Source organism: Pseudoalteromonas sp. SWN166 (genome assembly GCF_015864485.1).
In the GTDB taxonomy this organism is placed as follows: Bacteria; Pseudomonadota; Gammaproteobacteria; order Enterobacterales; family Alteromonadaceae; genus Pseudoalteromonas.
The window spans coordinates 90453-106992 of sequence record NZ_JADYXB010000001.1 but is presented as its reverse complement, the minus strand read 5'-3'; the positions used below and the strand labels follow the sequence as shown (position 1 = coordinate 106992).

The 16540-nt window shown below is 39.3% G+C and carries 10 protein-coding genes and 1 pseudogene; 7 read left to right on the top strand and 4 right to left on the bottom strand.

Features of this window, described 5'->3' with window-relative positions; translation table 11 throughout:
• Nucleotides 1-28 precede the first annotated feature (28 nt).
• Both I6F49_RS00500 and I6F49_RS00495 read left to right on the top strand, forming a co-directional pair.
• Nucleotides 29-454, top strand: coding sequence for an adenylyltransferase/cytidyltransferase family protein (locus I6F49_RS00500; protein ID WP_004335499.1), 426 nt, complete (start codon nucleotides 29-31; stop codon nucleotides 452-454).
• 3 nt (nucleotides 455-457) lie between these two features.
• Nucleotides 458-1291 (top strand): annotated as a pseudogene (locus tag I6F49_RS00495) (sulfurtransferase).
• Nucleotides 1292-1577: 286 nt separating this feature from the next.
• On the opposite strand, the gene I6F49_RS00490 reads toward I6F49_RS00495, so the two are convergent.
• The gene (locus I6F49_RS00490) at nucleotides 1578-1937 is read right to left on the bottom strand and encodes a DUF5522 domain-containing protein (protein ID WP_197177980.1); all 360 of its coding nucleotides are present in this window, start codon (nucleotides 1935-1937) and stop codon (nucleotides 1578-1580) included.
• A gap of 43 nt (nucleotides 1938-1980) precedes the next feature.
• Here I6F49_RS00490 and I6F49_RS00485 point away from each other — a divergent pair, with 43 nt between their 5' ends.
• On the top strand, nucleotides 1981-2307 hold the full coding sequence (locus I6F49_RS00485; RefSeq protein WP_197177979.1) for a hypothetical protein: 327 nt from the start codon (nucleotides 1981-1983) through the stop codon (nucleotides 2305-2307).
• A gap of 97 nt (nucleotides 2308-2404) precedes the next feature.
• Here the strand turns inward: I6F49_RS00485 and I6F49_RS00480 are convergent, their stop codons facing one another.
• Nucleotides 2405-3373 carry a class 1 fructose-bisphosphatase gene (locus I6F49_RS00480; RefSeq protein WP_197177978.1) on the bottom strand — a complete coding sequence of 323 codons (969 nt, stop codon included), beginning with the start codon at nucleotides 3371-3373 and terminating at the stop codon, nucleotides 2405-2407.
• Between the two features lie 153 nt (nucleotides 3374-3526).
• Here I6F49_RS00480 and I6F49_RS00475 point away from each other — a divergent pair, with 153 nt between their 5' ends.
• Entirely contained in the window at nucleotides 3527-5956 is a 2430-nt protein-coding gene (locus tag I6F49_RS00475; RefSeq protein ID WP_197177977.1) for a zinc-dependent metalloprotease, read from the top strand.
• 106 nt (nucleotides 5957-6062) lie between these two features.
• Here the strand turns inward: I6F49_RS00475 and I6F49_RS00470 are convergent, their stop codons facing one another.
• On the bottom strand, nucleotides 6063-6836 hold the full coding sequence (locus I6F49_RS00470; RefSeq protein WP_166419688.1) for a YggN family protein: 774 nt from the start codon (nucleotides 6834-6836) through the stop codon (nucleotides 6063-6065).
• A 337-nt stretch (nucleotides 6837-7173) separates the two neighbouring features.
• Nucleotides 7174-10068: an RNA polymerase-associated protein RapA gene (gene rapA / locus I6F49_RS00465; protein WP_197177976.1), complete on the bottom strand. Its 2895-nt coding sequence runs from the start codon at nucleotides 10066-10068 to the stop codon at nucleotides 7174-7176.
• Between the two features lie 305 nt (nucleotides 10069-10373).
• On the opposite strand from rapA, the gene I6F49_RS00460 reads away from it, so the two are divergent.
• The 3 genes from I6F49_RS00460 to I6F49_RS00450 are packed head-to-tail and all read left to right on the top strand — an operon-like array spanning nucleotide 10374 to nucleotide 16515.
• Complete coding sequence (locus tag I6F49_RS00460; RefSeq protein WP_197177975.1) at nucleotides 10374-11771, top strand: PhoH family protein; 1398 nt, start codon at nucleotides 10374-10376, stop codon at nucleotides 11769-11771.
• 51 nt (nucleotides 11772-11822) lie between these two features.
• Nucleotides 11823-15632 (top strand): PAS domain-containing hybrid sensor histidine kinase/response regulator, encoded by a 3810-nt coding sequence (locus I6F49_RS00455; protein WP_197177974.1) that lies wholly within the window; start codon nucleotides 11823-11825, stop codon nucleotides 15630-15632.
• The gene (locus I6F49_RS00450; RefSeq protein WP_166419691.1) at nucleotides 15616-16515 is read left to right on the top strand and encodes a diguanylate cyclase; all 900 of its coding nucleotides are present in this window, start codon (nucleotides 15616-15618) and stop codon (nucleotides 16513-16515) included. The genes I6F49_RS00455 and I6F49_RS00450 overlap by 17 nt, the downstream gene beginning before the upstream one ends.
• The last annotated feature ends 25 nt before the right edge of the window (nucleotides 16516-16540 follow it).

Sequence of the window (16540 nt, the reverse complement as noted above, 5' to 3'; positions counted from 1 at the left end):
AACTCTAAATTATAATTGGGCTTTAGAAATGAAAAAAATTGGATATACAACGGGTGTTTTTGACTTATTCCACATAGGTCATTTAAATATTCTGAAAAGAGCCAAATTAGAGTGTGATTACTTAATTGTGGGTATTACTACCGATGAGTTAAGCAAGTCAGCTAAAAATAAAGAGCCAGTGATTCCTTTTCAGGAGCGTATGGAAATAGTTGAAGCAATAAAATTTGTTGATGAAGTTGTTCCCCAGGTTAATTATGACAAAGAAGAAGCCTGGAACAATTTAAAGTTTGATAAAATGTTCGTGGGTGATGATTGGAAGGGCACCGATAAGTGGAACCAAATAGAAGCTGACTTTAAAAAGTTTAATGTTGAAATATGTTATTTCTCTTATACCTCTCATACATCTAGTACAAAATTAAGAAACGTATTAGACAAAATATGTAGTGCTAAATAATTAATGAAAAACCTAATTAGCTGTCAGCAATTGCACGAGCAACTTAATAATCCTGCATTAGTGATATTTGATGCAGGTATGCTGCGCCCTGGTGTTTTGGGTACTTATTCGCCGCAAGCTGTGCTGCCTAACGCTAAACGTTTTGACATAAAAAACGAGTTGGCTGATAGATCAAACCCCTTACCAAGTACGGTATGCAGTGAGCAGCAGTTTACCCACGTGATGCAAAATGCAGGTGTAAATAACGAGTCGTTTATAGTTGTATACGAAGATGGCGGTTTATTTAGTGCAGCAAGAGCATGGTGGATGTTTAAAGCTATGGGGCATCACAATGTTAAAGTACTCAGTGGTGGCCTTAAAAAGTGGTTAGAGAGCGGTTACGCCACACAGCAGGGTTATAGCTAATCGTTAGGTAAAGGTGATTTTACGGCAAACTATAATTCTGATTACTTTATTAATAGCGAGCAAGTGCTTGACGCAGTAGATGAGCCTAACATTGTATTGCTAGATGCACGTGCTTGCACTCGCTTTACTGGCGAAGAAAGTGAACCCCGAAAAGGCATGCGAAGTGGGCATATCCCTAATAGTCGCTCGTTGCCTTTTATGGATTTACTCAATGAAGGTGAAGCAAAACCACTTGCCGAAATTAAAGCGATATTTAATGACGTAGTCGGTGATGCGCAGCAGTTACAATTTAGCTGTGGCTCAGGTATTACGGCGTGTGTTTTAGCGTTATTTGCTACTGAATGTGGGTATAAAAATTTAAGTGTTTACGATGGCTCGTGGAGTGAGTGGGGCGCAAGTGATTCATTGCCCATCGCCACGGGAGAAAAGTAGACGTGTTGTGGGTTTAGAGCCTGCTCACGTTAAAGCCGCAGCGCCTTTAAGCCTTTTTGTGAATAACAGCATTTAAAGTATTACTCACAAGGAGAAGTGAAGAAAATGAGAAGATAAAAATCAGTGCTTACTCGTATTTGAATACTATTTTTACACAATCGCTTACTCTAAAAGCGCAGCGCCTCTAAACCTCTTTGTGAATAACAGTATTTAAAATATTACTCACAAGGAGAAGTGAAAGTGAAGGTAAAAACCAATGTTTGCTCGTATTTGTATTAAATAGTTTTTACTTTCTAAAACCATAAGGGCAATTTTTACAACCATTTTTGCAGCACGAACCACGCTTTAAAAAAAACCACTTACTAAATACCATGTAGCCGTTTTGCATGGTGTAGTCGAGCTCTTCAATTAAATTGTCGTTACCTCTAAATTGTTTTGCAAAGTCTATTTGGATTTTAATAGGTTGTGTATAAACACCCTCTAAAAAAGTATTTATTTTATTAAGTGTGCACTTGCGGCATAAACAACTTGTTGCGGCACTATCAAGCGGTAAAATAGCTGGCAGCTCATTGCACCAACACGCTGATATATCGTCTACATTACACATTAGAGTACTGTGGCATTGAGTGCAGTTAAGTTGAGTCATTATAATTCTTTTTAGTAACAGTGAGCCAAGAATAACAAATATTATGAATACACAAAAAGCATTAGCTGAATTTATTACGTTTGGTGAACAAAGAGATGAAGCTATATCGGTTATCGTTTCAAGCCCTGCTGATAGCAATAAAGCTCATTATACTCTCTCAACCGAGGTTTTAGTTGATGTGCTAAAGCGATGTTTGAGTAGTGAAATAGACTTAGATGATTTAGAACTTTGGGCAAACGTAATTGAATCGCGAGGCGATATTGATTGCACTGAGTACGAAGGTGTTATTTATGCGCTCAGTAATAGTGAGCAAATGGGAGAGCTTAATCATCAAAAGCTTGCTCAAATAGTTGCGTTAGTAAAAATTTGATTTGTTTAAAAAGCGAGGTATAAAACCTCACTTACAAAAAAACCGCATTTAATTTAAATGCGGTTTTTTTACAATTAAGGACAATCGTTTTAAGCGATTATTTATGATATCCCAAGCACGTTTCTACTTCGTTTTTAGAACCTAAAATAACGGCTACGCGCTGGTGGATTGCATCAGGCTGAATATCCATAATACGCTCGGTACCGGTTGAAGCGATACCGCCTGCTTGTTCTACTAGCATAGCCATTGGGTTTGCTTCGTAAAGTAAGCGTAATTTATTTGGCTTTTTAGGATCTTTTGTATCGGTAGGGTAAGTAAATAAACCACCACGGCTAAGTACGCGATGCACATCGCCCACCATTGCTGCAATCCAGCGCATGTTAAAGTTTTTAGCGCGAGGGCCAGTATCGCCTGCTAGCAAATCATCAATGTAGTTTTGCATCGCTGGTTGCCAATGGCGTTGGTTAGACGTATTAATGGCAAATTCGTTTGTATCAGCAGGAATACTTGCAAAATCTTGTGTAAGTAAAAAGCTGCCTTGTGTTTTATCAAGGGTAAACATGCGCGTGCCTTTACCTGTAGTCAGCGCAAGCATTGTTGACGGGCCGTAAAGTACGTAACCTGCTGCAACTTGCTTATGACCTGGCTGCATAAAAATGCTTTCGTCAGCGGCATCAGAGCCTTCAGGCGCTTCCATAATAGAAAATATAGTACCGACAAGCGAGTTAATATCGGTATTTGACGAGCCATCAAGTGGGTCAAATGCCACTATAAATTTAGCATCTGGGTTACCAGCTACTGTGTAGTCTTCTTCTTCAGACGCGATTGCTTTAACCGTGCCTGATTCCAGTAAAATATCTTTTAACAGCTGATTAGATAATACATCGAGCTTTTTTTGAGTTTCGCCTTGAATGTTTTCATCAAGGGTTGAGCCCAATACGCCAGAAAGCGCGCCTTGACCAACGCGAAACGAAATTTCTTTACATGCCGCTAAAATTGTTCGAATTAATGATAAAAGTTCTCTTGAACAACCATCTTCAAGTAATACTGGAGGGAGTCTACGCATTCTATTTTCCTGATAACGTGTTAAAACCAATCATAATGTGAGAGAGATTAGCTTAGAGCGCTGAAATTCGTCTTAAATAACTGTATTGTTTAAATAGCACCCTATAATGGGCCACCTAATCGTACTTAAAACACAAATAACAAAGATAAGATTATGAAAAAAATACCACTACTAAGTTACATATTCTTTACTGTGCTGTGCTCTATCATAACCCAAGCGCACGCAGCAATTAAGTCAATTGATGAATTTACTACGCAAATGAATCATTTCCCGGGCTATTATTCGTTTTTTTACGATACCCAAAACGGAAAAGTATATTTAAAAGTTGATAAGTTTGAACAACAATTTTTACTGCAGCAAAGCTTGCCTTACGGTATTGGCTCTAACGACATAGGCCTTGATAGAGGTCAGCTTGGTAATACTCACCTTGTGCAGTTTGAGCGTTTTGGCGACAAAGTAATGCTGCGGGCTGTAAATACTTACTATCGTGCCAACACAAGTAACAAGGCCGAACAGCAAAGTATTAAAGAGGCGTTTGCATCAAGTATACTTGCTGGTTTTAAAGTGGTCGCAGAAAATAAAGCCACAGCACTTATTGATTACACACCTTATTTATTAAGTGATGTACACGGCGTAAGCCGAACGCTTGCGGCGCGTAAGCAAGGTAACTTTAGCCTTGATGAGTCACGTAGCGCCGTTTATATGAATCGCTCAAAAGCATTTGTAAAAAACACCGAGCTTGAAGCTGTACTTACATTTAAAGGCACAAAACCAGGTGAATTTGTTCGCCAAGTAAGTGCCGACCCTTATGCGCTTACTGTTCATATGCATCATTCACTTATTCAATTACCAGATGATAACTACACGCCGCGCAAGTTTAATCCGCAATCTGGCTTTTGGAGTATTGAGCATAAAGACTACGCAGCCAAACTTGGCGAGTCTATGTATGTGCGTTATATACCGCGCCACCGTTTAACTAAAAAAGATTCAAGCTTACCTATTAGCGAACCTGTTAAACCAATTGTTTATTACCTTGATCCTGGCGTTCCAGAGCCTGTTAAAAGTGCTTTACTTGAAGGTGGAAAATGGTGGAACGACGCATTTACTGCTGCAGGATATAAAAACGCATTTATAGTAAAAGTACTGCCAAGTAGCGCCGACCCGATGGATATTCGTTACAACGTAATTCAATGGGTACACCGTGCAACGCGTGGTTGGTCATACGGTAGCTCGGTAATTGACCCACGCACGGGTGAAATACTTAAGGGGCATGTAACACTTGGCTCATTGCGTGTTCGCCAAGATATATTAATTGCCGAAGCACTTGCTGCACCTTATTTAAAAGGCAATGAAGTTGCTAAAAACTTGCAAGCTATGGCGCTTGATCGTATTCGCCAATTAAGTGCACATGAAATTGGCCACACGTTAGGTATTTCTCATAACTTTGCGGCATCGGTAGGGGATAGAGCCTCAGTAATGGACTACCCACACCCGCTACTTAGTTTTAATGAACAAGGTAAGCTTGATGTAACACGCGGCTATGCAACAGGTATGGGCGTGTGGGATACCCAAGTAATTAAATATGGTTATAGCGATTTTACTAACCAAGATGAAAGCGCAGAACTTACTGCTATTTTAAAAGAGAACAAAGCCAAAGGTCTTGAGTTTATATCTGACAGTGACGCTCGTGCTAAAGGTGGCGCGCATCCAACAGCTCATTTATGGGATAACGGCACTAATCCTTCTAAGGAGCTTTTACGCGTACTCGACGTACGTAAAAAAGCACTTTCGCAGTTTGGTATTAATAATATTAAAACGGGCGATGCATTATCTCAATTAGAGGAAAAACTAGTTCCGCTTTATCTGTTTCACCGTTTTCAGGTTGAGGCTGCAGTTAAGCTTATAGCCGGTGTTGATTACGAATACGAAACACGCGACGGCTCACCCGTAAAAGGCGCACAAGTCGTTAATAAAAAAACACAGCAAGAAGCAGTAAACGCTATTTTTGCAACGCTTAAGCCAAGTAACTTATTATTGCCGGAGTCAGTATTATCGCTAATTCCGCCAAAAGCGTATGGCGAGTCTAAATCGCGCGAGAGCATAGTTGGGCGCACAGGGTTAACGCTCGATGCAATGGCATTACCAGAAGTTGCAGTGCAGCACAGCTTGTCGCTTTTATTAAATGCACAGCGTTTAAACCGCCTAGCGCAGCAGCAAGCACGCAGTAACGACTTTTATAGCTTAGATGAACTACTCGAAGCGTTATATAGCCAAGTGTTTAACGTGTCGTCGCCTAATACAATGACAGGTAAAATAACTCAGCGCGTGCAATTTTTAACTGCAAAAACGTTTGCTGATTTAGTCGCAAGCGATAGCACAAGCCCTGAAGTGCAAGCGCAGCTACGTTACTACTTAGTTAAGTTGAGTGAAGACTTTAATCAAAACTCAATGCTTAGCAATACAAGTACTGGCGAGAGTGCGTTTAAGCAATATTTAGCTGAGCAAGTAAATCAGTTTTTAATTAAAGGGCAATGGCCAAACAACTTTAAAGTGCTGCCAATCCCACCGGGCTCACCAATTTAGAATAAAAAAATAGAAGCGCTTAGCTTTTAATATTAGTGAGTTATAAAGAAAAACCCCGAGTATATTTATACTCGGGGTTATTTTATTTTAAAAGTGGATGAGTACTCTAAGACTTTATTTGCACTAAATCGTAATCGGCCATACCAGGGACTATTGCTTGTAAGCGAGATTCGGTTACATCGAGTGCATTTAAACATTCGCAATATTCAGAAGCTTTAAGCTCTAATTGATGCGCCTTTTTTTGTAGCGACTTATCAATTTCTCTTGAGATAATATCCATACGTTGCCCCATATCGTTAATACGATCTTCTATATTACCTTCACGCGATTTAAACGCATCTCCAAGTGATACTAAAATAGCACCTAACGATCCATGCACGGCAGAGTGAATTTGCTGGCTGATCTCTTTAGTAAAAAAATCATCTATTTGCGAAAGTGATTGAGGGGCTATAAAAAAGAAGTCATCACCGCGCTTAAACTTATCCATTAGCGCGCGCTCTACATACTTTAGTTGTGTTTTTAGTACTTCAGGTTCTTTATCTGACATACCTTCAACCACATGCTCAATAGCGCTTAAACCTAAGTTAACACCATCTGTAGCAAGGTTAACTAGTTCGGGGACTGTGTGGCGAATACCATTACTAAATTGTTCGAGTACTTTGCTTTCGTCATCGCTTAAGTCAACCCAATAACCACGAATAAACAGTTGGTTATCATTATTAATTTGTACGCGAGTTTGGCCTTTATCTAATATGCGAATAGTGTCGTCAGTAATAATTAAACCATGACGTAATTCAACATCGCATTGGGCTTGAGCAAAGACACTGCAGCTTGAGAACGCTATGGACAACGCCAATATCGAACGAGATAAAAACGCCATAAACACCTCAAGAAGACTAAAATGGAAGGCGGGTAGGTTAACAAAAAAACAACTTTATGCAAGTGAAAATAAACAGGCCAGTTATCTTATAAAATAGGTGTATTGATCGCGGCTTTATTTTTTAGGTGCGGCTATGTTGGTAGGAAAAATCAACAGTACAACAAAGTGCTAAGTATAAAGCTAAAGAGGGGGACTGACTCAGATCTAAATAAGAACACGTGGTTTTTAAAATGAAGTTTTAAAAGATACAGCTATTTAGTTAATTAAGCTTTTAATAGCTGACCCCATATTTACTCTGGAGTCAGCTCAAAAGGCTAACGGCTAAAAGTCGAAATCCCTAGTGCGAAACCACAATTAAGCGAATTGCATCAAGTTGTAACTGCGTTTTTTCAATATACGTAGTTAGGTCGCTACGTTGCTTATCGTAAAACGTTATTTCTTCTTGGCGAATATTCGGGTTAATTTGCTTAAGGGCAACAAGTCGCTCTTGCTCTTCACTTAGTGACGTTTGCATTTTAACAAGCGACGCTGCACGAATAACTTCAAGCTTTTCTTGTGCCATATCTTTAGCGGTAGAAATCATAGGGTGAACGGCACTTTGCAATGCACCCGCAAGCTTACTTGCTGTTTGACGACCCACTGAAGATAACTGCTGGTTAAAGCCTTCAAAAGCCACATTCTCACCCAAGTTATTACCTGCTTTATCAAGCAATATACGAATTGGTGTAGGTGGTAAAAAGCGACCAACCTGTAATACTTTTGGTGCCATTGCTTCTGCAACAAAAATAAGCTCAACAAAAAAGGTACCAGGCGGTAACTTTTTGTTTTTAAGCAATGCAACCGATGCGCTACCAAAGTCGTCGTCACAAATCATATCCATGGTGCCTTGCACCATTGGGTGATCCCAACTAACAAAGTGCACGTCTTCTTGCGAAAGTGCCGTATCGCGATCAAAGGTAACGGTCATACCGTCTTCTTTAAGCGATGGAAATGATGGGTTTAACATATGCTCAGTTGGCTTTAAGATAATGGTATTTTCGCCTTTATCTTCTTGGCTTACGCCAAATGTGTCGAACACGTTGATCATGTAACTTGGTAGTTCAAACTGATTATCGAGTTTTTCAATATCAGCTACAAGCGAGTCGGCAGCACCTTGACCCGATGAATGTAGCTCAAGTAAACGATCGCGTCCGCTTTCCATTTTTTTACGCAGTACTGCATTTTGCTGTGCTACTTGCTCAAGTAATGGATCGAGTTCATCTTCATCGCAGTTATGCGCAGCAATATATTCAAGTAGATCATCACGGAACTCTTTATAAAGCATTTGGCCTGTTGACGAGGTAGATTCGAATGCATCTAGACCTTCGTTGTACCAACGTAGCAATACTTCTTGAGCTGTGTTTTCAAAATATGGTACGTGAATGTTCACATCTTGCGTTTGACCTATACGGTCTAATCGACCAATACGCTGCTCTAGTAAGTCTGGGTTTAGAGGTAAATCAAACAACACTAAGTGATGTGAGAACTGGAAATTACGACCTTCTGAGCCAATTTCTGAACACAGTAATATTTGTGCATTATCGTACTCGTCTGCAAAAAATGCAGCAGCGCGGTCACGCTCAATAATAGACATGCCTTCGTGGAATACCGATGCTTTAATTGCTTCGCGTTCACGTAGTATTTGCTCAAGGCTGATAGCTGTTTCAGCTTTAGCACATATAAGTAGTACTTTTTCGCGCTTAAGCGTTTTAAGTGTTTCGATTAACCAATCTACACGTGGGTCAAATAAACCCCAGCTTGCGCTTTCACCTTCAAACTCTTGAAATATTTTTTCAGGGAAAAGTGCACGATGTGCGCTTAGTTCAGCATTTTGAATGCCACCCATGTTGCCTAGTACCGACATAGCGGTTTTATATTGTTTTGGCAGTGCCATTGGGTAGGCGTGTAATTTACGACTTGGGTAACCATCAATGCCGCTGCGGCTATTTCTGAATAATATACGACCTGTGCCGTGGCGATCGAGCAGCATGTTAAGTATTTCTTTACGTGCTGGTAAATCACCTTGCTGTGCTTTTTTAAGAATATCAGTAATATCGGTTTCTTTTAATAGCTCAATTAGCGTGGCTTTGGCTGTATCGTCTAGCCCTTGCTCTTGCAGTAATTGATTTGCAGCTTCGGCTACGTCTTTATAATTTGCTTCTTCTTCTTTAAACACGTCGTAGTCGTAAAAGCGGTCTGGATCGAGTAACTGCAAACGTGCAAAGTGACTGCTATGACCAAGTTGATCAGGCGTTGCGGTAAGTAAAATAAGACCCGGAATATCTTGGCTAAGCTCTGCCATACGTTGATACTCTGAGCTTGGCTTGCCATTATTTATACTTAAATGATGGGCTTCATCGATTACTAGTAAATCCCAATCAGCAAGTGTTGCTTGTTCAAACCAGCGTTTTTTCTTGGTTAAAAACTCAAGGCTTGTAAGTACCAGCTGCTCTGTATCAAACACGTTTGGAGAATCTGCAAACGCTTCGTCGCAGCGTTCTTCATCAAAAATAGAAAAGTGTAGATTAAAGCGGCGTAGCATTTCTACTAACCATTGGTGTTGTAAGTTTTCTGGCACAACAATGAGTACACGACTCGCTCGACCACTAATAATTTGTTGGTGTAAAATCATGCCTGCTTCAATTGTTTTACCAAGGCCTACTTCATCTGATAAAAGTACGCGAGGTGCAAAACGTTTACCCACTTCTTGGGCAATATAAAGCTGGTGCGGAATAAGGTTAGCACGCTGACCAATTAAGCCTTTAATAGGCGATTGCTCACGTTCAAATTTATGTAACCACGTTTGGTAGCGAAGTGTATAGCGATCAAAACGATCGACTTGGCCTGCAAATAAACGATCTTGTGGTTTGTTGAACTTAATAAAATGATCTAAAAAGGTTTCTTTAAGCTTGGCAGTTTCGCCGTTATCAACACGGATGCCGTGATAACACAGTAACTCGCCTTGTACTTCAATAGACTCTACTTCTAATTCCCATTCTTCAACGCTTTTGATCACATCGCCAGGATTAAATGCCACACGGGTAACAGGGGCTTCTGCCGAAGAATAAACGCGGCTCTCACCACTGGCAGGAAATAATATGCTGACCTGACGGCCTTCAATGGCAACAACGGTGCCTAATCCTAAATCTGACTCTGTATCACTGATCCAACGCTGACCTAAGGAAAAATTCATGTATGTCTCGTCTATGAAGAAAAAGGCGGCTATGTTACCTGTTACATAACACCACTGCAAGGCGCTATTTGGCTGACTTTTAATTAATTTTGTAAGTGTTAATTATTACTATTAAAACAACTTATATGTGGCTCTTTTTTAAGTAAATAAAAACTAATTACAGTTTGTAATAAAACGGACTTTTATGACAAATAGACTAAACTTACATTATGCCTTGGCAATTAAGTATTGCAGGTTTAAGTTTTGCCCGTTTTACTTAGTTATTTTGGTATAGCATAAAAATCATAAAACGTAAGGAAAGTGCTATGGAAAAAGCTTCGAACCTTGAAAGTAAAATGTATGTGCTAGATACCAACGTACTACTTCACGAACCCCTCGCTTATTTGTCTTTTCAAGAACATGACGTTGTAATTCCGATGACGGTGCTTGAAGAGCTCGACCACATAAAAGACAGAAAACATGATGTAAGTCGTGACGCGCGGGTCGCCATTCGTGGATTAGATGAAGTACTTAAAAATGCAACGCCCGAGCAAATGCTACAAGGCGTGGCGCTGCCGAGTAACAAAAAGGCAAAAGCGAGCTCTGCAGGTACCCTCATTATTGTAAACGACCATTTATTTGCCGACTCCATTTCTGGTTTGCCGGGTAACGAAAACGACCATCGTATTATTAATTGCGCCGTGTATTTACAAAAGCAGCACAATGATTCAAAAGTTATATTAGTAACAAAAGACATAAACATGCGCTTAAAAGCCAAAGGTGCAGGGCTTAAATATGTTGAGGATTACCGTACCGACCAACTTATTGACGATATCAGCTTACTCACTAGTGGTTATAAAAAAATTGAAGGTGATTTTTGGGATCATGTTGGGGAATGTAATACGCAGCAACACGGACGTGATACGTTTCATCATGTGCCTAAAAACTTAATACCTGATGTATTTTGTAATGAATATTTACTTGATGGAGGGGATCAGTTTGCGGCGCGTGTTAAATCGTACGATGACGGGCACATAACGCTAAAAGATATTGGTGTTGAGCGTTTAATGCATCAACAAGCATGGGGCGTTAAGCCAAAAAATATTTATCAGGGAATGGCGCTTGATGCGCTGCTGGATACAAGTATAGAGCTTGTTATTTTAACAGGACCAGCAGGGTGTGGTAAAACCTTGTTAGCACTTGCAAGCGCCCTTGAAATGGTCATCGAAAAAGGTATTTACGATAAAGTAATAGTTACCCGTAATACGCCAGAAATAGCAGAGTCTATTGGGTTTTTACCAGGCACTGAAGAGGAAAAAATGGCGCCATGGCTTGCTGCCATTACCGATACATTAGAAGTACTGCATAAAGGCGACGAAAACCCAATATCGAGCCGAAACTACATAATGGAAAAAGCGAATGTACAGTTTAAGTCGGTTAACTTTATGCGCGGACGTAGTATTCAAAATGCAGTAGTAATTTTAGATGAGAGCCAAAATTTAACGGCATCTCAACTTAAAACGATTATTACTCGCTGCGGCGAAGGTACTAAATTAATTTGTACGGGTAACTTGGCGCAAATAGATAGTAACTATTTAACACCAGTAACATCGGGCTTAACGTACATAGTAGAGCGCTTTAAAAACTTTGAAGGCAGCGCAACTATAAACCTCAATGGTGTTGTACGTAGTCGCTTAGCGTCATTTGCAGAAGAAAATTTATAACTTGCGCTTAACAAATTGGCTCGATAGTCTATCGATTGATTTTCGAGCCAAATGGCAGGCAGTACATTGAATTTTTTACCTCTGAAGCATTATTATCGTTCATTATTTATTGCGCTTTTAGTGCCATTGTTTGTCGCTTTTTTACTGTGCTTGCACTTATATAATATAAAGCTTGAACGTGCAGTTGAAAAACGCGAAGCAGATTTTACGAATGTTTCAGCGCAGGTTACTCACGGGATGGAATCGGTGAGTAATTTACTTACCACAATGTTTAGCTTGTACGAGCAAACAACTTATCCAAAAATAAACCAAAGCTTGCTCGAAGGTATAAATCAATACGATGGTTACTATTATCGTCACTTTAGTGAGCAAGGTACTGAAATTGTAGGTAAGGGGGAGTTTGCGTTATCTGCTAAGGCACTTGTACAGTGGCAACAGGCGATTGCGTTAGGGCCTTCGTTTAATACAACGCTTGCGTTAATGCAGTCGCTGTCTGGTGTAGCATATGTTGATGATAATGGTTTTGCTTATGTAAGCAGGCGCAATAAAAGCCAAAGTTTAATGCTTACTGAAATTCTAAATGGAAAATTTAAGCCAAAATTTGCACAAAACAAACTTACTTCAAGTCCTATTGTTAAAATCAATGGTAAATCGTATTTTGCTATTGGCCGACAACGAAGTACTGGCTCAGCCGATTACATTATTTTGATTTATGATGTTCAGACAATTTCAGCATGGTTAAAAAAGGTTTCACCGAACAGTGGTGAATACGTTTTTATGAACCAATCGCATCAAATTATCGCCAGCTCTAAACAGTTAATAGAGCAAGCAACAGCATTAAAAAATTATTGGCCTGACTTGGCCGAGCACCACAGTAAAAAAACAGTCTTAACTAGTGATAGTAATTACTTTATGCAGCCTATGGATGAGTTACCCATTCATGCAGCATTTTACGAGCACAAACCTCAATTAATAAGCTCAATTAAGTATGAAATATTATTAGAGTTTACTTTTTTAACGTTATTTTTAAGTATTATGTTTGGCGTGTTTTTTTGGTTAAGTCAGCGCATTTTTATAAAGCCAATGACTCACTTGATGTCCTATCTTGAGGGTAACGGTACACAACCCCAAGAGCAGTTAAACTACAAAGTACCGTTGAGCTGGCAGCCTTGGTTTTCTAAGGTTAAACGCGTATTTATTAAAAACAAAGAATTGGTTGATTCGTTACAAAGTGCGAATAAGGCGCTGGATAACCAAGTTCAGTTGCAATCAGAAAAACTAAGCCGTAGTTACGAAGCAAAAGAGCGCCATCTGGCTTTGCTCAACACGATGCTAAACAGTGTGCCTGATCTTATTTATTTTAAAAATATTGATGGATCATTTTTAGGATGCAATAAAGCATTTGAGGCATACATTGGTAAAGATCAAACTGCATTAGTCGGTAAATATGTAGATGATTTAGGCGACAACGATCAGCAAATAAATACGCTTGAAAAACAAGTATTACAAAATAGAAATAGTGTTGAACAGCGAATAGAAACCGATACGAAATCATATCAACTTACTATTGCGCCTTTTTATAATGAGCATCAACACCTGTTGGGAACTATGGGGATTGGTCGCGATATTACCGAGCAACAGCAAACATTATTGGCTTTAAAAGCGTCAGAGTCTAAATTTAGAAGTGCGATTGAATTTGCAGCTAATTGTGTGGTTTTACTTTCGCTAGAGCACACCATATTACAAGTAAATAAAGCAGCAAGAAAGCAGTTTTCTGAACATCCAGTACTCGTGGGGGAGCAGTTAAAAGCACTATTTGATGATTCTCAATGGCAGCAAATAAAAAGTACTTTAGCGCAATTGCTAGATGATAAAAAACGCGTGTACCACTTAACTTTATCGCAAGGGCGGCTAGCAAGCTGGTTGCAACTGAGTGTATCGCTTGTATGGGATGAAAACCGCGATCCAGCCTATTATGTTATTCACATTCAGGATGTGAGTGCGCTAACTAAATCAAAACTAGATGCTGAGCGGGCAACTCTAGCTAAAAGCCGCTTTATAGCTAATTTAAGTCATGAAATACGCACCCCGCTTAACGCTGTTTTAGGGTTGCTTGATATGCTAATTGAGCAAGGGTTAACGCAAAAGCAATTACAGCAAACTGACCAAGCAAAACATGCTGCACAAAGCTTATTACTAATGCTCAATAGGATGCTTGATTTTGCACGTATAGAAGGTTCGCAAACTGATTTAAAACAAGCATCTTTTAGTATGGTTGAGCTGGTGGATATTTGTGAAAGTTTAACGGCTCCATTGTGCGAAGGAAAAGGTATTGAATTTGTTATTGATATCGACCCTTTAATAGCGCCTGATTTGATATGCGACAGTATTCGTTTACAGCAAATATTAGGTAACTTATTAACTAATGCTGTTAAGTTTACAAAAACAGGTTCCATTACTTTAAAAATGGAACTTATTGAAAGTGATAGTCTAGAGCAACAGCATATTTGCTTTAAAGTAATTGATACCGGTATGGGTATAGATGAAGCCGATCAGAGGCGTTTATTTGACGCCTTTACGCAAGGTGATGAATCCTCAACACGCATACATCAAGGTGTTGGACTCGGTTTAGCGATTGTTAAACATGCCGTGTCGTTAATGGGGGGCGAAATTGCTTTAAAGAGTAAAAAAGGCCAAGGTTGTGAGTTTTATTTCAGCATTAGTTTTTTAGTTGATACGGGTAAAAACACGGTGTTACCGACTAACACTTTAGCTATTTTATCTGAGCAAAGTAAAGAGCTTAAACAAGTAACAAATGCGTATAAAGAATTTGCTAATATTAATTTAGATGAAGTATTAAAATACCCTATTAAACTCTCCAATGTTCAGCAGATAATAATAGATGCTGCTGACCTACCAGCACTGTTAAATATTGAAGCGATTAATGATTCGTTGTCAGCTAAAGAAACATCGGTGATTATTATTAATCATCAGCACACGCTTAATTTACCAACGAGTGAGCATCTAGCAGCGCATCACGTTAAAGCATCGGCGTTAGGGCAAAGGTTATTTAGTTTGAACACGGTGCAAAAGCCAAAAGTCGATACCTATACTCCAATACATAATATAACTGAAATTAAAGCTGATATATCGGGTCTACTTGTATTAGCAATTGATGATAATCAGCTTAATTTAGAAATAATTAGTAGTGTATTACGCCAAGCAAATGTAAGTGTTGTTACGGCTTTAAGCGCATCGATTGGCATGGAGTTACTTCACGTTTTAAAGCCTGACTTAATATTAATGGATGTGCAAATGCCTCAAATAGATGGCTGCCAAGCAACGGCTTTAATTCGTCAACAGTTTGACGCAAAACAACTACCTATTTTTGCATTAACGGCCCATTGTGAACCTGCGGATATTGAGCGTTCTTTAAAGTGCGGTATGAATAAACATTTAACCAAGCCAGTAGTTGCTAAGGTGCTTATTGACGCAATTGCCGATTTAAACTTAGTTAAACCAAGCTTTTTCGAAAAATCATTCGCTTTAACTCAATTTAGTATGGATGAAAAACTGCTCAATACGATGATTGATAAGTTTGCTAGCTTGTGTGAAACACAATTATCTCAAATTGAAGAAACAACCAATAAAGATGATTTGGTACGCTTAGTGCATAGTATTAAAGGTGTTGCAGGTAATTTAGGTTTTAGACGACTATCACACTGTGCTTTATTATGTGAAAGAGAGATTAAAACAACTAACAAGCCTATTGAAATAACACTCAAAGAGCTTATCATACAGCTAGAACAGGTAATTGTTTTTATTAAAGGGTTAGGGGTTAGGGATGTCGAAAAGAGCTAAAGTACTTATTGTAGATGATGATCCAATCAACAGATTAGTACTTGAAAAAACACTTAAAGGAGAGCATGACGTGTTCTTGGTTGAAAGTGGTGAAAAAGCACTTACCTTTGTAAAAACAGCGCAAGTTGATTTAATAATCCTTGATGTGATTATGCCCGGAATTGACGGCTATCAAGTACTTGTAGAACTTAAAGAAAACCCGATAACTCAGTCTATTCCTATCATATTTATATCAGCCAATAGCAGCCATGACGATGAAGCAAAGGGTTTAGAGCTCGGTGCAATGGACTATATAACTAAGCCATTTAGTCCTTCTATCGTTCGCGTTAGGGTACGTAACCAATTACTTATAAAACAAAAAAATGATTTGCTAGAAATGCTAGCTTCAATAGATGGCTTAACCGAAATTCCAAATAGACGCTATCTCGATGAGAATTTATCTCGAGAATGGCGCCGCAGTAAACGCAATGGCACACCGCTATCGGTTTTACTTATGGATATAGACCATTTTAAACGTTACAACGATTGCTACGGACACCGTGCAGGCGATGAATGTTTAAAGGATGTTGCGCAAGCACTCGCAGCACAATGTGAACGAGGTAGTGACTTTATTGCTCGTTATGGCGGCGAAGAATTTGCAGCTGTGCTACCTGGAATGGATAAGCATGAAGCTATGGAGTTTGCTAACAAATTACGTAATGCTGTAAACGCTTTGAACATAGAGCATAAAGCCTCATTAAATGCGGACCACATCACTATAAGTATAGGTATTGCTACAACTCAAATGGGCAGAGTGTATGCTGAACAAGCATTACTAGAAGAGGCTGATTTAGGCTTATATGCCGCTAAAGATGCAGGGCGAGATAGAATAGTCGCACGCTAAAAACTTAATATACAAAAAACGCCAA